The sequence below is a fragment of the Myxococcus sp. MxC21-1 genome (assembly GCF_032612255.1).
Taxonomy (GTDB): domain Bacteria; phylum Myxococcota; class Myxococcia; order Myxococcales; family Myxococcaceae; genus Myxococcus; species Myxococcus virescens.
Map to the genome: position 1 here is coordinate 3,254,739 of NZ_CP123278.1, position 19,182 is coordinate 3,273,920.

The window sequence follows — 19,182 nt, forward strand, 5'->3', positions numbered from 1 at the left end:
CTGCACGGCCCACCGTCACACGGGGACTTCGAGGTTCATCGACAGACCCGCTTCGAACTCGGGCGCTTGTCGGAGTCGCTCCAGGACGATGCGGGTGCAGTGGAGCGTGACGAGGGGAATCGTTCCCGGTTCGCTGATCCACCGGACTGCGTCCATCAAGTGGTGGGATTTCAGGAACGCGAGCACGGCGTCCCAGAAGCGGCGCCCCTCGTCGAGCGCGGCCTGGTAGGCGGGCCGGCGGTCCGGGGCCGATGCCGGGATGGCATCGGCTCCACGCTTCTTGCGCGGCGAAGGCCGGTACGGCGTGGCGCTCTGCCGGGGCATGACGATGGCTTCAATCCACATCGCGTCACCCTCCACACTCCCGGTCCTCGGGTGGGTCTGGGAATTATCGGACATGGCGCGTGCAGGTTGCGCCCCCTTCGGCTCGCACTCAAGGGTGGGGCACGCTCGCCCCCATGGCATGCGTTGCCTGCTTCGGGGCTTGGGGCTCGCTCGTACTTCAGGCGCAACAGTGGGCGCACGCCTGCTCGCCTGCTGGCTGTGCGCTACGCCAACTGCCTGAAGTTGCAGGAGCGCCTGTCAGGTGACGCGGTGGCGTGCTCCGGGCCGCCTACCGTCCGTGCAACCACATCCTACCTTGTGAGGCATGAAGGCATCTCGTCGGCAGCTCCCCGTCTATGTGCCGCCGCGGACGGTCTGGATCGTCGGATTGCAGGTCCTGCTGCTCATCCTGTGCTGGGCCGCGCTCCGGGCGGTGTACCCCGTGCTCACGCTGCTGGCGGTCGTGCTGCTGCTCTCCATCGCGCTGAGCCCCCTGGTGCGCCGGCTGACGCAGTGGGGGCTTCCTCGCGGCGCGGGTGTGGCCATCGTGGCGCTGGCGCTCCTGGGGATGATGGGCGTCCTGGTGGGCTCGCTGGTGCCCATGCTCATCCACCAGCTCCAGGGCCTGGCCCAGTCGATGCCCGCCATGCTCGAACGGCTCGCGCAGTCCCGCTGGGTGGAGGAGCTGAGCACGCGTTATGGCGTAGAGGTCCAGGCGGAGGACCTCATCCGCTTCGAGCCGACGGACGTCGCGGGCCGCCTCATCAACGTCCTGTCGTCGACGCTGGGCCTGGTGGCGGGCGGCATCACCGTGGTGGTCCTCACGGTGTTCAGCCTGCTGTTCGGTGAAGACCTCTACGAGAGCACCATCCAGTGGGTGTCGCCGCGCCGCCGGCCACGCGTGCGATTGCTCATGTCCCGGATGCGAAAGGCCGTGGCCAACTACCTGGCGGGGACCCTGCTGGTGATGACCATTGGCGGAACGGTCGCCGCCACCATGGCGCTCATCCAGGGCGTGCCGTACTTCCTGCCGCTGGGGTTGATGGTGATGATGATGGGCGTCATTCCCTATCTGGGCAGCATCATCAGCGCGGTGCTGGTGGGCGTCATCACCCTGGCCGCGGTGGGCCTCAAGGATGCGCTCATCGCGGTGGCCGTGTTCATCGTGTACCAGCAGATTGAGTCCAACGTGCTGGGCCCCATGATACAGCGGCGGGCCATCAAGATGAACCCGCTGCTCATCTCCATCGTGGTGCTCTGCGGCGGCGCGCTGGCGGGGCTGCCTGGCGTCGTCCTGGCGGTGCCGCTGGCCGCGGCGGCGCAGGTGCTGGTGCAGGAAGTGCTGGGGCTTCGCCAGGAAGCGTGGCGGCGCAGCCATCGAATGGAGGACTCGAAGCGGGAGCCCGGCCGAGGCGCGGTGGAGGAAGGGTTGCTCTTCGCGGGCCCCATGGCGGGGCCACGTCCGTCAGCGCCGCCGAGCCGAGAGCCACCGCCGCCGGACACGCCCTCGGCGCACTGAGCGCGAAAGCAGAAGGGCCTCCGGACGTCGACCCGGAGGCCCTTCGCGTTCATTCCGCCGTCACGCCGGGTGACGGGGTTCGTTCATCAACGGGCCGCCTGCGTCGAGCGTCCCTGCACGCTGCGCGTCTTCTCCGGCGCCGCGGAGGCCACCGCGGCCGCCACGCCGAAGACGAGGTCGTCGCGGTCATTGTAGCTGCCGGAGGTGCACGAACTCGCGGTGCCGCCGTATCGGAATTGCGCACGGATGGCGTGGTTGCCCGCGGTGGTGCCCAGGTTGAAGGTGTGCGTGAAGGTCCGCGCACCGCTGCCCGTACAGGCCACGTCCGTGGTCAGCGCCGTCCACGACGGCGCGGAGGTGTTGGTCGTGTAGTACAGGTCGAAGCGGTCCGTGCTGCCCCAGCACCACACCGTCACCTCGGCCGTCACCTGCTTGCCGACGGAGAAGGCGCTGTGGTCCACCGTGCGGAGGACGACACGGTCGATGCTCTCATCGCTGTGGTAGGTGCCGGAGCTTCCGTCCGCGCAGGAGGCGTTGAGGGTGTTGGGCTGGTTGGGCTCGGCGCCGCCGGACAGGGTGCCGCGGCCGTTGACGAGCACCGTCCCGGTGTCACACCCGCACACGTTGCCGCAGGACGGTGTCCGCAGCGTGGCGTTGTAGGTGGCGGCCACCGGCGTGCAGATGTTGGTGGTGGTGAAGCTTCTCGCGGTGCTGTAGGCGCTGGTGCCGCAGGAGTCGGCCGCCCGTGCGCGCCAGTAGTACGGGGTGCTGCTGCTCAGCGCGGGCGTCACCGTCCACGCGCTGGCCGTCAGGGCGGTGGCCGAGCGGACCACGTTGGTGAAGGCCGAGTCCGTGGCCACCTGGACCTCGTAGGTGGCGGCGCTGGTCACGTCGCTCCAGTCGAGCGCCGCGGACGTCCCGACACCGGTGGCGCCGTCGGCGGGGCTGCTCAGCGTGGGCGCCGCCAGGGCGACGCAGCCGCGCGTGGTGAAGGTGGACGCCGCGGTCCAGGCGCCCACGCCACCGCACGAGTTGCTCGCGCGCACGCGCCAGTAGAACGAGGTGCTGGTGGCCAGGGCTGGCGACACCGTCCAGGTGCTGGCCGTCAGCGCGGTGGCGCTGGCCACCACGTTGGTGAAGGCCGCGTCGGTGGCGACCTGCACCTCGTATGTGGAGGCGCCGGAGACGTCGTTCCAATCCAGCACCGCGGACAGCTCCACGCCGGTGGCGCCGCCGGAGGGCGCGGCGAGCACGGCCGTGCCGGGCGCGGCACAGACGGGCGTGGCGCACGTGCACGCGCTGGCGGCGCCGTAGCACGCGTTGGAGGACGCCGGGACGATGGAGTAGCAGTACTGCCGGCCGTTGGCGACCTCGCCGTCCGTGTAGGTGGTGCCGGTGACGGTGGCGACCTTCGCCTTGCCGAAGTCGCAGCCCGCGAAGCCCTCCGTCTTCATCACCCAGTACTGGGTGGCGCCCGCGGACGCGTTCCAGCTCAGGCTGACTTGCCCGTCACCCGGGGTGGCGGTGGTGTTGGCGGGCGCCGCGGTGGGGCCGGAGGCGCAGCCGCTGTTCGTCACCGTCGGGGTGGAGCACGCGATGCGGTGCCGGTTGTACGCCGCGTAGATGGCGGACATGTGCGGCGTGCCGTTGGCCGGTTGCCGTCGTCGTCGTCCGCCGCCAGCCACTGCATGTAGCCGTTGGTGGCGCCGCAGCCGTCGGACGTGCCCGCCGTGCAGTTACAGGCGTGCCACGTGCCCACGTTGCCGCTGCCCTGGTAGAACGTCTTGTTGCCCACGATGAAGGCGGTGTTGGAGTCGTAGTTGAACGGCGGCGCCGTCAAGTCGCGCGTGACGAAGTCCCAGGCCGCCTGACGCACGGGCGAGGCCGCGCAGTGGACCTGGCGGCTGCACGGGCCGGAGCCGGAGCTGCACATGGGGCATACGAAGTTCTGCGGCGTGGCGGGGATGTTGGGCACGCTGGCGGCCCAGTCCGCGTCACGCACGCCGGAGCACTTGGTGTTGCACCACGACTGGCCGGAGACCTGCGCCTCCTGCTGGTTGTAGCCCGTGCCGTCCGGCGTCAGGCCGCAGCCGGTGTTGACCGTCTGGAAGAAGCCGTAGCCCACGCAGGACGTCTGCAGGCGGTAGATGGCCGCGATGTCCGCGTAGCCCTCCGACGAGTTGCTGAGCGAGCCGTTGGCGTCGAAGTCGTCGATGCCGTGGCCCCACTCGTGGTCGAACACTGCGCCAATCTCACCGGTGTTCCGGCAGCCGCCGCCGCTCCGGTAGAAGTTCACCGAGCTGCCGTTCCAGAAGGCGTTGCAGGTGCTGTTGATGTTGACGTTGGAGAGCAGCTGGCCCTGGAGCCAGGTGTTGGTGGGCAGCCACCCGCGGGCCTGCTCGGCCAGCTTGTTCAGCTCGTAGAAGCTGGAGCGGGACGCGGCGGTGTTGCCCGGCGACGTGCCCGGAGGCACCGTGCAGTCGTGGTCGTTGTTCACGCCGCCCAGGTTGAGGTTGCCCGTGGAGGAGCTGATGTTGATGGCGCCGCACGAGTCGCTGATGCGCACGTACTTGCCCGCCAGCGTGGTGGTGACGGTGCCGGAGCTGTAGTTGACGATGCCCGCCCCGTCCGTGAAGTTGTTGGGCGCCGCCAGTCCGGTGTTGGCCCAGGGCATGGGCGAGTTGGGCTGCATGGTGCCGCACGTCTCGTTGGAGGTGCAGGTGCCGATGTTGGTGGACGGATAGATGCCGCCCTTCATCTGCGCGTCGAAGTAGTGGTTGTCGTCCTCCACGGCGAGCACCTCGCCGGTGTGGGCGTCCACCGTCGTCTTCCAGCGCTCGTTGCCGCCGGCCTCGGAGAAGCCGTAGGTGTACACGAGCCGGTGCTCGTAGCCGGTGCCGACGGCGCCGTTGAAGGACTCGCCGTTGAGCGCCACGGGGGCAATCTCCAGCGTGGGCTGCTGCCACAGCGACTGGGGACTGGTGTTCAGCCCCACGAAGCCGTTGCCGGACACCAGCGCGTCCTGCGGGGCCAGCCGGGGGCGGGTGTCGATGCGCACATTGGCCCAGGCCTCGGTGCCGATGAGGATGAGGTTGCCGTGGCTGATGGTGGCCGCGATGCGCCCGTGGCGCACGGGGACGCCGTTGACCTGCTGGGAGATGTGGACCTGGATGAGGTCGTCGTTGACGTACGTCACCCGGGGGCTGCCCATCTGCATCAGGTCCACGTTGAACGCGGCCTGGTTGTCCGCGATGAACTTGAAGATGAGGTCACCGACGGCGGCCTCGTCCACGTTCGCGATGGAGCGGCCAATGGACTCACGGACCTGGTCCATGGTGACTTTGTTGTTGAAGCCATCGCCCGGGATGAGGGGAATGGTGCCTTGCACCGCGGTGGGCGTTCCCGTGCGCGGGTCGACGTAGACGTTGAACTCACGCCCATTGCGCTTGAAGAAGTCGTCCCACGCGTCGGCGCCGAGCGAGTTCATCTGCTGGCGGGCCTGCTGCAACGGCATGTTCTGGATGGGCAGGTACAGCTCTGGTTTGAAGAAAGCCTTGTCGGCGACGGCGCTCTGTCCCTTGTCAGGTGGCTTGAAGGCCCAGGCGGAGGTGGATAGGAGCAGGACGAGACATGCTGCTGACACCCGTGTGTGGCGCATGCGTTTCTCCTCTGCGGACCCGCGGAGGCACATGCCCTCGCGGTGGCTCCTGCACGGAGCACGTCAACGCCCATACCGGGTGTGAAATTAAATCTGAATACGTGGGATTCCGTTCGCTATTCCCGAAGAAAGTTTTGCAAGAATAACGGGACTTAGAAGTGTTCACTGACGGTGTGCCTGGCATTCGAACTGCCGTGCACGAACCGGGCTGCCATCCCGCGGGATTGAAGTTTTCCCATGAGGGCGCGAATCGCCTTCAGTCTGGCCAGATGCGCACCCAGTCATCCTGGATGAGCTTGCCGCTGGCGCGGTCGGTGCTCCCGCTGGCCATGAAGCGCCGGGGCGCGGTCATCGCGAGCACGCCGGCCTCCACCCAGAAGAAGAGCAACGCGGCGGCGGCGACGGCGGGCAGCCGGGTGGACCACCGCTGAGCGGAGGCGCGTGTGGCGAGCACCACGAGCGGCAGCAACAGCAACGGGATGAGCGCGGGAAAGACGGCGAGCAGGCCGCGCGTGTAGCCGAAGAAGGCGACGGTGATGAGGGCCCGGTGCAGCAGCACCGCGGTGAAGAGCGCGAAGCCGCGCCACGCGGGCCGCAAGGACAGCGCGGCGCCCGTGAGCAGCAGCAGGGTGAGCGGCCACTTCATCCACGCGCGCTCCGGCACGAAGACGTCCACGGGGGCCCGGGCGCCGTGCAGTCCCGCGGGCAGGTTGGAGGCCCCCAAACCCAGCCGGAAGCCGTCCAGCCAGCGGTCCAGCTTGGCCAGCCACAGACGCGCCGCATCCGCCGGGTAATCCCGCATCCACGCGAGCCCTCCGCGTACCCGTGCAGCAACAGGTGGCGCTGGGCGGGGTTGGCCACGTCCAGGAAGCCCTCCTGGCCCATCTGGTTGACGCTGTCGGGCGTGAAGCCCCCGGTGGCCGCGGCGTGGTTCGCCATGGCGAAGTTGATGGGGCCGTACACGGTGACGGGGGCCAGCACGGGCAGCGGCTCCAGGTACGGCGTCCGGGCGTTGAGTTCGCGCAGCACGCGCGCGTTGTGGATTGCCCAGGGGGCCAGCACGACGGCGGTGACGAGCAGGGCCGCGCCCCAACGCAATGCCAGTGTCCGCGGGGGCGTGGCGCCTCGATAGAGCCAGGCCCAGGCGAGGAGGAAGGGCCAGAGGTACAGGTGCTCGGCGCGGGTGAGCGAGCCCAGGCCCATGACGGCGCCCAGCAGCACGGCGCCCGTCCACGTGGGGCCCGCGCGGTGCTGGAGCATCAGCGCGCAGGTGGCCGAGAGGAAGAGGACGTAGAGCACTTCGTTGCTGTACGTGGTGGACAGCACCAGCCAGCCGAAGCTGCACGCGAAGAGGGCGGCGCCCAGCAGGCTCCAGCCGGTGCCCAGCACCTTGCGCCACCACCACCCCGTGAAGGCGACCGTGCCCGCGTTCAGCAGCGCCAGCGCGAGCTTGTACGGGTAGGCGCTGCCCTGCGGCGGGCCCAGGACGCGGTAGAGCAGCCCCAGGAGCCAGGGGAACAGAGGCGGGTGGTAGGGCAGGGTGGCGGGCCCGGTGTGCCCCCGCGCGAGGTCGGCGGCGTAGGCGTGGAAGAAGCGCGCGTCGCCGTAGAAGAAGATGGAGAAGGGCCGGTCCGGTCGGGCGACGCCTGCAGGTAGAGCCAGCGCAGCAGCAGGCTGAGGCTGAAGGTCGCGGCGGCGCCCAGGGCCACCGGGTGCCGCCGACACAGCTCGCTCACAGCGGTGAAGCGCCTGCGCATGCCACCCCCGGACGCGTTGCCCGCCACCTTAGCCAGGCGCGAGCGCGGCGGCCAGGCGGCGCTCAGCTCTGCAGGGGCGGCTTGCCCTGGTGCGCCACCAGCAGGTCATGCATGTCGTTGGCGTGCTCCTCCTCCTTGGCGAGGATGTCCTCCATCATCCGGCGCGTCGTCGGGTCATGGTTGGCGAAGTAGCGCACCATCTCCTGGTACGTCTGGATGGCGATGCGCTCGGCGATGAGGTTCTCCTTGATCATGTCCACCAGGTTCTGCCCTTCGGCGTACTGGCTGGCGCTGCGGGACAGCAGTCCTTCGGGGTTGAAGTCCGCCTTGCCGCCGAGCTGGTTGATGCGCTCGGCGATGCGAAGCGCGTGCTGCTGCTCCTCGCGGGCGTGCTCTCCAAACTCGTCCTTGACGGACTCGCTCTGGATGCCCACTGCGGCGATATAGTGGTAGGTGTAGCGCAGCACGCAGACGATTTCCGTCGCCAGCGCGTCGTTGAGCAGCTTGATGGTGGCGTTGACGTCGCCCTCGTAGTCTTCGGTGATGGCGCCTTCCTCCAGGTGCTCCCGGGCTCGGCGGCGAATCTCGGTGATATCCGTGAGGAAGGGCTGCTGGACTTCGGCCATGGTGGTCCCCCTGTTCTGGGCCTCGCGCAAAGGTAGGAAGGGCGGGGCGCGTGGAAGCCACCCACGGGAGGAACAGTCCGCCACCACGCCCCGGGAGCGGACGAGGGCGCGGGGACTTCTTCCGAGCTTTCAGAAAAACGACGAACTTCCACGCGTCGGTGGCAGGCTGCACGCATTCGTTTCCTAGACTCGGCCGCCGCGGCAGGCGCCCGCCCGGTCTGTCTTGACGCCCGGCATGGAGGGAAGTGTGTCCCACGCAGGTGAGCAGGCCATCCTGGCCATTGACCTCGGGACGTCCGCCGTCAAGGTGGCGGCCGTCACGCTGAGGGGACGGATTCTGGGCGGTGACGTGGAGCCGCTGGAGCTGTCCCTGCTTCCGGATGGGGGCGCCGAGCAGCAGCCGGAGGCGTGGTGGCGTGCCATCGTCCTGGCGACGCGGCGCCTGCTGGCCTCCGGGGCTGTGCGCGCGGAGGACGTCATCGGCGTCAACTGCAGCTCGCAGTGGTCCGGCACCGTCGCGGTGGACGCGTCCGGAACGCCTGTGTGCCCCGCGCTCATCTGGATGGACTCGCGCGGCGCGCCGGACGTGAAGCGCGCGGTGGGCGGCTTCCTCTCCGTGGAGGGCTACGACGTCCGCCGCCTGATGACGTGGATTCGCCTGTCGGGCGGAGTGCCCAGCCTGTCGGGCAAGGACCCGGTGGGCCACATCCTCTACCTGCGGCGCGAGCGCCCGGACGTGTACCGCCGGACGTACAAGTTCCTGGAGCCGAAGGACTGGCTCAACCTGAAGCTGAGTGGCCGCTGCGTCGCCTCGTATGACTCCATCACCCTGCACTGGGTGACGGACAACCGCGCGCTGGGCCGCATCGCCTATGACGACCGGCTGCTGAAGATGGCGGGGCTTGAGCGGGAGAAGCTCCCGGACCTGGTCCCCGCCTCCACGGTGCTGGGGCCGCTCCAGGCGCAGGCCGCGAGCGAGCTGGGCCTGCGCGAGGACGTTCAGGTGGTGACGGGCGCGCCGGACATCCTCGCCGCCGCCGTGGGGTCTGGCGCGGTGGGAGACTTCGAGCCCCACCTGTGTGTGGGGACCTCGTCGTGGCTGTGCTGCCATGTGCCCTACAAGAAGACGGACCTCTTCCACCAGATGGCGTCCCTGCCGTCCGCCCTGCCCGGGCGCTACCTGCTGGCCAACGAGCAGGAGTCCGCCGGCATCTGCCTCACGTTTCTCAAGGACAACATCCTGTATGGCCGGGATGCGGGGGCGGGCACGGACGGGGACGCGCCGGACCTCTACCGGGTGATGGAGGCTCAGGCAGGCAACGTCCCCGCAGGCAGCGACCAGCTCATCTTCCTGCCCTGGCTCAACGGCGAGCGCAGCCCGGTGGATGACAAGTCACTGCGCGGCGGCTTCTTCAACCAGTCCCTGAAGACGACGCGGGCGCACATGGTCCGGGCGGTGATGGAGGGCGTGGCCTACAACTCGCGCTGGCTCTTCACCTATGTGGAGCAGTTCGTGGGCCGGCGGTTGGACTCGCTGCGAATCATCGGCGGCGGGGCACGCTCCGCGCTGTGGTGTCAGATTCACGCGGACGTGCTGGGCCGCGCGGTGCAGCAGGTGGATGAGCCGGTGCTCGCCAACGCACGAGGCGCCGCGTTCCAGGCCGCGGTGGCGCTGGGGCAGCTGACGGTGGAGGAGATTCCCTCGCTCGTGCCGGTCGCCCGCACCTTTCATCCGGATTCGAAGAACGCGGCGCTCTACGACGAGCTGTTTCGCGAGTTCGTCAACATCTACAAACACAACAAGGCCATCTTCGCGCGGCTCAATCGCGCGCGAAGCGCCTGAACCCCCAGGAGTTCGCCATGGCACTTCCAGACCTGAAGGCGCTGAGCCTGCTCAACCACGTCCCGCCGAGGCTGCTTTCCGCGGCGGAGCGCTACCTCAAGGCTGTTCCGGGGGTGAAGGGCCTGCTCAACCGGGAGACGGGCTCGCTGCTGTCCGAACTGGAGAGCGGCCTCAAGCCCTACCGCGGGAAGATGCAGTCGTTCGACCACCTGCCGCCGACGGGGCGCTCGCGCGAGGACGTGCTGCGTGAGCTCCAGGCCCTGGAGTCGCAGGAGGAGTACCGCTGGCGGGAGGGCCGCGTGTCCGGAGGCGTGTACAACGGTGACGCGGAGCACATCGCGTTCCTCAACCGTGTCTACGCGCTGCATTCGCAGAGCAACCCGCTGCACGCCGACCTGTGGCCCAGCGCCACCAAGTTCGAGGCGGAGGTGGTGGCGATGACGGCCAGCATGCTCGGCGCGGACGTGGCGAACGCCGGCCAGCCGGAGGAGGCGCGCATCTGCGGGGCCATGTCGTCCGGTGGCACCGAGAGCATCATGCTGGCGATGAAGACGTACCGGGACTGGGCCCGGGAGACCCAGGGCATCACCAGGCCGGAGATGGTGGCGCCCGCCAGCGCGCACCCGGCCTTCGACAAGGCGGCGCACTACTTCGGCATCAAGATGGTGCGGGTGCCGGTGGGCCCGGACTACCGCGCGGACGTGGCCGCCATGCGCAAGGCGGTGAACCGCAACACCATCGTCATCATCGGCTCCGCGCCGGGCTTTCCGCACGGGGTCATCGACCCCATCGAGGCGCTGTCCGAGATTGCGCGCAAGAAGCGCATCGGCTTCCACACCGACGCGTGCCTGGGCGGCTTCGTGCTGCCCTTCGCCATGAAGCTGGGCTACGACGTGCCGCCCTTCGACTTCCGGCTGCCGGGCGTGACGTCCATGTCCGTGGACACGCACAAGTTCGGCTATGCGGCCAAGGGCTCCTCGGTGGTGTTGTACCGGGGCACGGAGCTGCGGTCGCACCAGTACTTCACGGCGACGGACTGGCCGGGTGGCATCTACTTCTCGCCCACCTTCTCCGGCAGCCGGCCCGGGGCGCTCATCGCCTCGGCGTGGGCCGCGCTGGTGAGCATGGGGGAGCAGGGCTACCTGGACGCCACCCGGAGCATCCTGGAGACGGCGGCGGCCATCAAGAAGGGCATCCGCGACATCCCGGAGCTGCACGTGCTGGGCGACCCGCTGTTCGTCATCGCCTTCGGTTCGGAGTCCGTGGACATCTTCCAGGTGATGGAGCGGATGAGCGAGCACGGGTGGAACCTCAACGGCCTGCACAAGCCGTCCGCCGTCCACCTGTGCGTCACGCTGCGCCACACGCAGCCGGGCGTCGCGGACCAGTTCCTGGTCGACCTGCGCGACGCCGTGGACTACGTGAAGTCCCACCCCAGCGCGAAGGGGACGATGGCGCCCGTGTACGGCATGGCCGCCTCCGTGCCCTTCCGTGGGTTGGTGAGCGACCTGCTCAAGAAGTACATGGACCTGCTCTACAAGGTCTGAGCGAAGTCGGAGACGGGCTGGGAGGGGTGGGAAACGGAAGCTGGGCGCAGCCGCGAGACCTGCGCCCATTGCTCCTGGGCGAAGCCATCGGGATTCAGTCGGACGGCCCCCTGGCGCTCAACGGAACGCCCCCCCGCGCAAAGCAGTTCGCCCCGGCGCTACCATGAGCGGCGCGGGGGCGAGTTCAGGGAAGCTGGTAGGGCGGTTCAGACCTCTTCGAACTTGCCTCCAAAGATGCCGTTCGCTTCGAGCGCATCCCTGATCTCTTCGTCGACAATGATGGGGATGTCATAGCCCCAAAGACGGAACACCCGCGCGTCGCCAACTTTTGACTTGTCGATTCGCAAGCCAATTACCGAGCGATACTCACCAGCCCGGTCTGCGTGCAGCTCTTCATCGGCGTCGAAATGCTGCACCTCTCGACATGCTGCATCGTCAATGCAGCGTACTGTTCGAGCAACATTGAGAATGAAATAGGAAGCCCGTTGACCTTCGACGTCAACTGGAAGGAGCTGCACATCGTTAGGCGCCATCTCTCGAAAGATGGACGCGACACGTTCACTGACAACGGGAATCAACCCCGTTCCAGCGAATTCAATGTCGAGCGGCTCCCCTGGCCGATAAATCGGCAATCGTAGCCGCTCGTGAAGCTCAACGGCTCGTCCATCACGGAACATCCAAACGTCATCAATGGTCCGACCGCCCGCGTCCACCGGGTCATCGAGATACCATCGCCCCTTTACATATTCGTCCGTGGCCAATTCGAAATAGCGCCGCACCGTACCTACTCCCGGGTTCCTTTTGTAATCAGCCCACGCAGCTCGGAGCCCTCTCTTACGAGCTCCCGAGCGATTTTGGCAAGTTCATCCACCAGCAAGGCCCTGCACCGTGTCTCACCTCGGCATCGTTTCGTCGCGAGGTCCAATCTGCGGAAGACCTCCTGATGATACTCGGCAGGATGAGACCCCTTATGACCTCGAATCCGAACCAGATTCGCAGGATCACTCAGCTTCATCCCGGCTTGCATGAAGAACCTTTCGAATCGCGGCGTCCACGGACCACCTGTCCTGTCGGATTTGTCATTTTTGTTAGTGCAGATGTGGTGAATTTCGCCCTCGGGGTCACCCTGGATACCCCCAACAGCTCCTGCCGCAGCCCCAGGGCTCTCACCTGCGCCCATCGCGACTGCGGCGACCGCCGTCGGTGCGAGCGTCACGTTCAGCACCCCAGCCGACGAAATCGAGATCGCCTGAACCTCCCCAACCAATGCGCCTGATAGCTGGAAGCCCCCTTCTAGAGCGCCGATCAGGTTACGGCGAGGGAGCAGGCAAGCGGCAGGAGATCGACGCGGGCTGTCGTCGCGTGGTCAGGTCGCCACCTTTGGAGGTGGCGCATGGAACGCTGGAAGCCGGCTGTGGAGCAGAGCGCACGGGAGCAGCGCCTGCTGAGGCTGGCGGGGAAGAGCAGGAAGCTTTTCGTCTTCCTGCGCGAGCATCGGCACGAGTTGTTCGACGAGGCCTTTCAGGACGAGCTCGAAGCGATGTACCGACAGACGGGCCAGGGCCAAGAGCCGCAGCCGCCCGCGATGATGTGCATGGCGCTGCTGGTGCAGGCCTACACGCAGGCCTCGGACGCCGAAGCCGTGTGCCTGTCGGGCACGGACAGCCGGTGGCGGATGGTGTTGGACCGACTCGGCGCGGATGAGGACGAGCCCGCCTTCTCCCAGGGCGGGCTGCAGCAATTCAGGGAGCGACTCATCGCGACCGAGATGGACCGTCGGCTGCTGGAGCGCACCGTCGAGGTGGCGAAGCGAACCAAGGGCTTCGACCCGAAGAAGACGCCGAAGACGCTGCGAGTGGGGGTCGACAGCCGCCCTCTGGAAGGGGCCGGGCGGGTTGAGGACACCATCAACCTGCTCGGCCACGCAGGCCGCAAGGTGGCCGAGAGCATGGCGCTCGTGCTCGGCACCGACGTTGAGGAGGTGTGTCAGCAGGCCGCTGCGCCATTGCTGATGGCCAGCAGCATCAAGGCCGGCCTCGACATCGACTGGAGCGCGCCCGACGCGAAGGTCGACGCACTCAATCGGCTCTGCCGACAGCTCGACCGCCTCATGGCCTGGGTGGCCAGCAGTCGAAGTCGTGCGCCGCTGCTCCGCTGACGCGCTACATCGAAGCGCTCGCGCAGGTGAAGGCACAGGACCTCGAGCCGCGCCCCGAGGGCGGCGTGCGGATTCGACAGGGTGTGGCGGCCGACAGGCGCATCTCCATCGAGGACCCGGACATGCGCCACGGGCGCAAGAGCAAGAGCAAACGCTTCAATGGCTACAAGCAGCACATCGGCACCGACCTCGACACTGAGCTCGTGGTTGCCTGCGCCGTGACGCCAGCCAACCGCCCCGAAGAGGAGGCGACGGGCGCACTGCAGGAAGACATGGCCCACCAAGAGCTCTTCCCCGACGTCCTCCTCATCGACAGGGCGTACCTCAACAGCTCAATGACCGAAGACGTGCTGACCAGCGGTGGCGACGTCGTCTGCCGTCCGTGGCGAGGAGTCAGCGCGAAGCCCGGACTCTTCGGCAAGCGTGACTTCAAAGTGAACATCCGCGACGGCACCCTCACGTGCCCTGCTGGCGAGGTGGAGCCCTTCGAGCCCGGCGCCGTCGTGCAATTCGACCCGGAAGCCTGCGGGCCGTGCAAGCTGCGCGCGAGTTGTACCCAGGCGGCGTCCGGCAGAGGGCGCAGCGTCACGATGGGCGACGACGAGCGGCTCCAGAAGCGCCTTCGCTCACGTCTGCAGTCGCGCGCGGGCCGCGCACAACTCCGCGAGCGTGTCGGTGTCGAGCATCGCCTGGCGCATCTCGCCAACCGCCAGGGGCCGAAGGCCCGTTATCGAGGCACGCGCCGCAACCTCTTTGATCTCAGGCGCCTCGCGGCCGTCCAAAACCTTGAGGTCGCCGCGCGCTACCTGCGCGCGGCGTGACCCAAACTGTTCGACGCTCTAGCTGCGCCCGGGACGCCGCCTGGGCAAAGCCCGGCAACTTCGGCCCCTGTGCCGCCATCGCGCTATTCCCGCCCAGCGCCGCCATCGCGACGAGCACCAGGACGCGGGTCCCGTTGTCTCCCAGTACCTTTCCGAAACGGTGCCCGGCCCTCTCGATGTCCGCGAAGCCCGCCGCGTCCCGGGACTCGTCGAGCAAGCGCAGGAACCCCTGCCCGAGATTCCACACCGGCCCCGTCCCAAGATAGGCAATCAGCGAGGCCGTCAGGGCAATCGCGATGACCTTCGTAATGGGCTCGGGCGCTACCAGCATCACGAGCGCCGTTCCGATTATCGTCGTGACCATCGCCCGCAGGGCGGCAGGGTTCACCATGTCCCGAATCGCGTCCTCGACACCGCTCCACACCGTGTCGAGTGCGAAGTAGAGCGCGAGCATTCGCCGTTCAGAGGGGCCCAGCGAGAACCCACCGGCAAGCATACTCAGGCAGCTATGGGGCTCGTCCTGGCGCTGGCAGATGCGCTCGTAGGCAGAGGGGGCTGGCCTACCTTGCGCACCATCAACGAGTCCCCCAGACGACGCAAGCAATGAGCGGTGACCATCATCTTCAACTTCCCTGAATGCGACGTCGAGCCTCATGTCGAGCACAAGGTGCGCGACAGCACGCTCGAACTCGTCTTTGCCTATCTCGACAGGGGCGGACTCGACTGGGATGAAGGCGATTGTCTCTCCGCGCCCAGTGTGTAGATGCACGACACGAGTCGACGCGCACCCGCTCGCAAGCAGCAACAGCGCAGCAATTCTTAAAGCTCTCATGTAGCCCCCGGGTCAGCCGCCAGCACATCGGCAAGCAAGGGGCCACATACCAGCCGAGTCTGGCAATCTCCATAGTCCCGGGAGACTATATAGACCTCAGAGGTCTATTGCGCGGCAGCCCGAACGCATCGCAGAGCTGCCTAGGGGCTGTCCCTGATTAGCGCAGCCAAAGAAGCATGGATGCGACGTGCAGGACGGCGAGGTAGCTCGTCGCCGTCTTGTCATAGCGGGTGGCGACGGCCCGAAAGCGCTTGAGATCGTGGAAGAAGCACTCTACCCGGTAGCGCAGCCGGTACAGGGTGCGGTCTAACGGCAACGCCCGCTTACGGCTCGGGTTTGAATGGATGACAGGCTTCATCCCGAGCTTTCGAACGTTGGCGCGGATGCGGTCGGAGTCATAGCCGGTATCCGCAATGAAAGCGGCGCCCTCGGCGTGCACCATAAGTTCTTCGGCCATTGTGGACTCGTGCTGCTGGCCGGGCGTCAGCGCGACGTGGAGCGGCTTACCTCCCGTTGTAGTGACGGCGTGAACTTTCGTTGAAAGCCTCCTCGAGAACGCCCCAAAGCATTGCTTCGGATCCCCCTTTTCCGCCCGCGGCGTCCTGATGCGCCCGGACGACCGATGCGTCAGCAAGGGAGCAAAGCTCATCCACATCGAGCCGCAGCGCCTTGAAGATGGCTTCCCAGCGCCCAGACTTCGTCTAGCGATGGAACCGATTGTAGACCGTCTTCCAGTGACCTAACCGCGCGGGCAAGTCCCGCCACTGCACCCCGGTTTTCACGCGCCACACCACGGCGTTGATGAAGTCACGGTCCCCTCGCTTCGAGCGAGGGCCGCTCCTGGAGCCCAATAGGGGCTCGATGCGGCTCCACTTGGCATCGCTCAGTTCATGTCGGCGCACAGCCCGCGTTGATCATGCGTAGCGCCAGGCAGCAACTCCGATTGAAGACCTGCCCCGACGTGCCAGATAGCTGGCACGCCGGGTCGACTCTCGAACACGCGATCAGGGACAGCCTCTAGAGCGCCCGGCTGGCGATTTCCGCCAGCTCCGCGTCCGTCAGCACCAGAGGGTTGGCCTTCATGCTGCTGGCCTCCTTGGCCTTCGCCACCAGCGCGGGTACCTGGGCCTCCGTCAGCCCGTAGCGTCCCAGCCCCGGCACGCCCAGCGCCGCGCGAAGTTCGTCCACCCACGTGACGGCGTCCTCGGCCCTTGCATCCACCCACCCCGTCAGCAGCGCCGCCAACTCCTGCACCCGGGGCAGTGATGGGTGCGTTGGCGCACGGCCCGCAGCGCGCGCAGGTTGACGTCCAGCACCGCGGGCAGCAATGCCGCGCACACCGCGCCGTGGGGCGCATCGAACATTCCTCCGAGGGGCGCGGCGAAGCCGTGCACCGCGCCCAGGCCAGCATTGGCCAGACACAGACCGCCGAAGAGACTGGCCAGGGCCAGGTCCTCGCGGGCGGACGCATCCGGACCGTCCAGCACCGCGCGCCGCAGCGAGCGGGCCGACCTTCGCAGGCCCTCGCGTGCCAGCGCGTCCGTCAGCGGGTTGGCGCGCGCGGAGAGGAAGGGCTCGATGAGCTGCGACAGCGCATCCATCCCGCTGGACGCGAGCACGGCGGCGGGCGCCCCCGTGAGCAGGTCCGGGTCCACCAGCGCCACGCGCGGCAGCATGTGTGGACTGCGCAGGCTGGCCTTCGCCTTCGCGTCCTTCGAGCTCAGCACCGCGTTGCGCGTCACCTCGGAGCCGGTGCCGGCCGTGGTGGGGATGGCCATGAAGGGCAGGGACGGGCGGGCGAGTGGCTGGCCCCGGCCAATGACTTCCAGGTAGTCCAGCGGGTCGCCCCCGTTGGCGGCGAGCGCGGCAATGGCCTTGCCCGCGTCCAGCGCGCTGCCTCCGCCCAGGGCCACCACCACATCACAGCCCGCTTCCGCGACGCGCGCAGTGCCTTCACGGGCACGCTCCACGGTGGGCTCGCCGTCCACGGAGAAGACAGTCACCCCCAGGCCCAGGCGCTCCAATGCGTCGTGGAGGGGCCGCGCGCGGGAGGGATTCGCGCCGGTGACGAGCAGCACCCGGGAGCCCCCGAGGCCGCGGATGGCCTCCGGCGCTTCGGCCAAGCGGCCCGGGCCGAAGACGACGCGGGTGGCGGTGGCGAACTCGAACGAGGAAGAAGCGCTCACGTCCGTCACCACCCGGCGTCTTCAGGGAAGCGGTTGACGAACTTCCGGCTGGTGCGGGGCTCCGCCATCATCGGCGCCACGGTGTCGCGCCAGGTGAGGTAGTGCGCCGTCTCCTTGTGCGCGGCGGGGGCCTGCGGCGTCCGGTACGCCTCCACCAGCACGAAGCGCGTGGGGTCCTCGGCGTCCTGCAGGACGTCGAAGCGGGCAATGCCAGGCTCCCTCACGCTTTCTCGCGCATTGGCGAGCGTGGCCTGGTGGAAGGCGTCCACGTGCTCCTGCTTGACGTGGACCTGGACGTGAACGACGAGGAGACTGTGGGACATGCCCCGGAAACTACTCCGGGCCGGGGCCGCGTGGGGACGCGACCTCCGGCCCGGGTGGGGGCAGGGGTGTTGGCTGCCCGTCAGTCGCTACGGGGCCTTGAGGACCGCCGTCGGGCTGATGACGTCTTCCAGCTTGCGGGCCATGGTCCACCCGTCGTGGTAGACGATGCCCACGGGGCTGATGGTGTCATTCCGGTACAGGCCGACCTTCAGGTAGTTGAGCTGACCCTTGTACTGCGTGGCGATGTAGCGCTTGGGCAGCACCACCTTGCCGTTCAGGTACAGCTCCACGAAGCCCACCTTGGAGTCCGGCGACCACTTCACGTGGAAGATGAAGTCCAGCCAGCGGCCGCGAACCAGCGGCGTGCGCCAGACGATGGTGCCCGGGTTGCCGCCGATGTTGAGGCGAATCTCCTCGCCGTAGACGTAGAACTCCACCGGGGGCGAACCGGAGTTGCCCTCGTGGTGCCACTGGGTGAAGAGCTGCCACGTCTTCGCGCTGGGGAAGCTCGAGTCGAACATGGTGCTGAAGCGGTAGTAGTACTCGGAGCCCGTGGCCTCGCGCGTCATGCGCACCAGCTCGTTGCGGTTGCCGCTGGAGTTGATGGGGTCGTCGCCCTTGCGCACGGTGGCCTTGAGGGCGTAGCGGCCCTGCCGCGCGGGCGAGCTCACCAGCGCCAGCCGGTCCGCGCTCACCATCTGCGTGTGGCTCCACTGGGAGCGGCTGTTGGTCTCGAAGTCACCGACCCACACCACGCTGGCGCCGGTGCCCGGGGGCGGCTGCTCCGGCGTGGGATCCGGATCCGGGGTGGGGTCGGTGGGAGTCGACGTCGTGGACGAGCAGGCACGCGCCTCGGCGATGCTGGCCCATTCATTGACGTTGTTGCTCTGGAAGGTGATGCGAACCCGGCGGGTGTTGACGGCCTTGAAGCTGTACGTCTCCGCGGCGGCCGTGGTGCCGCTGCTCTTACCCGAATAGACCTGTGTATAGGTATAGCCATCCGGTGAAACAGAGACGAAGAACTCATTCGTGCGGGTATTTCCCTGGTGCCACGCGACGGAGACACCGGCGACCTGCTGGATGGAGCCCAGGTCATAGTCAACCCAAGAGCCCCGGCCGCTCCGGCTCCAGCGCGTGCTCAGGTTGTCGTCCATGGTATTGGCTGCGACGTTCCCGTCGTCGCCGTTGGAAATCACCGACCGGGCCGTCAGTGGGGTGCACCCGGGGGTGGTCAACGCCGCGGCGCTGACCGCGGAGTTGTCGAGGGCGTCGAATTCGATGGGGGACGCACCGGCTTCAGATGAAACATCATCTTCAGGGGCACCGCAGCCCGTGCTGCTCATACCGAGCAGCGTTCCAACCAGCAGGAGGGTCTTCTTCATGTGGGGGGATCTCTGGGAGCTAAAGACAGACGAGGGGGAGTCCGCGCCGTGGGGGGACGGGCGGGGAGGGTGCTTGGCTTTGCTAGGTGGGCTTCTCCAAGGTCACGGCGGGTCGCTGCCGTGTCGAGCTCTCAACGAGCATCCATCAAAAGTATTTCGTATTCAACACGCGATTTCGCGCCTGCTTGCCCTCCAGGCATCAGCC

General features: G+C 67.7%; 15 protein-coding genes and 3 pseudogenes. 5 read left to right on the plus strand and 13 right to left on the minus strand.

The window, feature by feature from the left end:
* Window positions 1-15 precede the first annotated feature (15 nt).
* On the minus strand, window positions 16-399 hold the full coding sequence (locus tag QEG98_RS15085) for a hypothetical protein (RefSeq protein ID WP_316567181.1): 384 nt from the start codon (window positions 397-399) through the stop codon (window positions 16-18).
* Window positions 400-649: 250 nt separating this feature from the next.
* Between QEG98_RS15085 and QEG98_RS15090 the strand changes: the two genes are divergently transcribed.
* Window positions 650-1,843 (plus strand): AI-2E family transporter, encoded by a 1,194-nt coding sequence (locus QEG98_RS15090; protein ID WP_316567182.1) that lies wholly within the window; start codon window positions 650-652, stop codon window positions 1,841-1,843.
* 86 nt (window positions 1,844-1,929) lie between these two features.
* Here QEG98_RS15090 and QEG98_RS41890 read toward each other — a convergent pair whose 3' ends face one another.
* From QEG98_RS41890 to QEG98_RS15105, 4 genes and pseudogenes are all read right to left on the minus strand, one after another.
* A complete protein-coding gene (locus tag QEG98_RS41890) occupies window positions 1,930-3,477 on the minus strand; it encodes a hypothetical protein (RefSeq protein ID WP_410478017.1) in 1,548 nt (515 codons plus the stop codon).
* Complete coding sequence (locus tag QEG98_RS41895; protein ID WP_410478018.1) at window positions 3,417-5,501, minus strand: hypothetical protein; 2,085 nt, start codon at window positions 5,499-5,501, stop codon at window positions 3,417-3,419. The genes QEG98_RS41890 and QEG98_RS41895 overlap by 61 nt, the downstream gene beginning before the upstream one ends.
* A gap of 256 nt (window positions 5,502-5,757) precedes the next feature.
* Window positions 5,758-7,258: pseudogene (locus QEG98_RS15100) on the minus strand (ArnT family glycosyltransferase).
* 62 nt (window positions 7,259-7,320) lie between these two features.
* Window positions 7,321-7,884: a ferritin-like domain-containing protein gene (locus QEG98_RS15105; protein ID WP_316567183.1), complete on the minus strand. Its 564-nt coding sequence runs from the start codon at window positions 7,882-7,884 to the stop codon at window positions 7,321-7,323.
* Between the two features lie 235 nt (window positions 7,885-8,119).
* Here QEG98_RS15105 and QEG98_RS15110 point away from each other — a divergent pair, with 235 nt between their 5' ends.
* Together QEG98_RS15110 and QEG98_RS15115 are read left to right on the plus strand one after the other, a co-directional pair.
* On the plus strand, window positions 8,120-9,727 hold the full coding sequence (locus QEG98_RS15110; RefSeq protein ID WP_316567184.1) for an FGGY-family carbohydrate kinase: 1,608 nt from the start codon (window positions 8,120-8,122) through the stop codon (window positions 9,725-9,727).
* A 17-nt stretch (window positions 9,728-9,744) separates the two neighbouring features.
* Complete coding sequence (locus QEG98_RS15115; protein WP_316567185.1) at window positions 9,745-11,274, plus strand: pyridoxal phosphate-dependent decarboxylase family protein; 1,530 nt, start codon at window positions 9,745-9,747, stop codon at window positions 11,272-11,274.
* Between the two features lie 206 nt (window positions 11,275-11,480).
* Here QEG98_RS15115 and QEG98_RS15120 read toward each other — a convergent pair whose 3' ends face one another.
* Window positions 11,481-12,053 carry an imm11 family protein gene (locus QEG98_RS15120; RefSeq protein WP_316567186.1) on the minus strand — a complete coding sequence of 191 codons (573 nt, stop codon included), beginning with the start codon at window positions 12,051-12,053 and terminating at the stop codon, window positions 11,481-11,483.
* A 5-nt stretch (window positions 12,054-12,058) separates the two neighbouring features.
* On the minus strand, window positions 12,059-12,454 hold the full coding sequence (locus tag QEG98_RS15125; protein ID WP_316567898.1) for an AHH domain-containing protein: 396 nt from the start codon (window positions 12,452-12,454) through the stop codon (window positions 12,059-12,061).
* 213 nt (window positions 12,455-12,667) lie between these two features.
* Here QEG98_RS15125 and QEG98_RS15130 point away from each other — a divergent pair.
* Window positions 12,668-14,253, plus strand: a pseudogene (locus QEG98_RS15130) (IS1182 family transposase).
* Here QEG98_RS15130 and QEG98_RS15135 read toward each other — a convergent pair.
* Window positions 14,192-14,707, minus strand: coding sequence for a hypothetical protein (locus tag QEG98_RS15135; protein ID WP_316567187.1), 516 nt, complete (start codon window positions 14,705-14,707; stop codon window positions 14,192-14,194). The pseudogene QEG98_RS15130 and the gene QEG98_RS15135 sit on opposite strands and share 62 nt — an antisense overlap.
* A gap of 156 nt (window positions 14,708-14,863) precedes the next feature.
* On the opposite strand from QEG98_RS15135, the gene QEG98_RS15140 reads away from it, so the two are divergent.
* Window positions 14,864-15,016, plus strand: a complete 153-nt coding sequence (locus tag QEG98_RS15140; RefSeq protein WP_316567188.1) for a hypothetical protein — start codon at window positions 14,864-14,866, stop codon at window positions 15,014-15,016.
* 226 nt (window positions 15,017-15,242) lie between these two features.
* Here QEG98_RS15140 and QEG98_RS15145 read toward each other — a convergent pair whose 3' ends face one another.
* The 5 genes and pseudogenes from QEG98_RS15145 to QEG98_RS15160 form a co-directional block, all read right to left on the minus strand.
* Window positions 15,243-15,740: an IS5 family transposase gene (locus QEG98_RS15145; protein WP_316567189.1), complete on the minus strand. Its 498-nt coding sequence runs from the start codon at window positions 15,738-15,740 to the stop codon at window positions 15,243-15,245.
* A 46-nt stretch (window positions 15,741-15,786) separates the two neighbouring features.
* Window positions 15,787-15,987: a transposase gene (locus QEG98_RS41900; RefSeq protein ID WP_410478019.1), complete on the minus strand. Its 201-nt coding sequence runs from the start codon at window positions 15,985-15,987 to the stop codon at window positions 15,787-15,789.
* Window positions 15,988-16,102: 115 nt separating this feature from the next.
* Window positions 16,103-17,283, minus strand: a pseudogene (locus QEG98_RS15150) (iron-containing alcohol dehydrogenase).
* Window positions 17,277-17,594 carry an antibiotic biosynthesis monooxygenase gene (locus QEG98_RS15155; RefSeq protein WP_316567190.1) on the minus strand — a complete coding sequence of 106 codons (318 nt, stop codon included), beginning with the start codon at window positions 17,592-17,594 and terminating at the stop codon, window positions 17,277-17,279. Before QEG98_RS15155 ends, QEG98_RS15150 begins: the two are co-directional and overlap by 7 nt.
* Window positions 17,595-17,681: 87 nt before the next feature.
* Complete coding sequence (locus QEG98_RS15160; RefSeq protein ID WP_316567191.1) at window positions 17,682-18,977, minus strand: heparin lyase I family protein; 1,296 nt, start codon at window positions 18,975-18,977, stop codon at window positions 17,682-17,684.
* Between the last annotated feature and the right edge of the window lie 205 nt (window positions 18,978-19,182).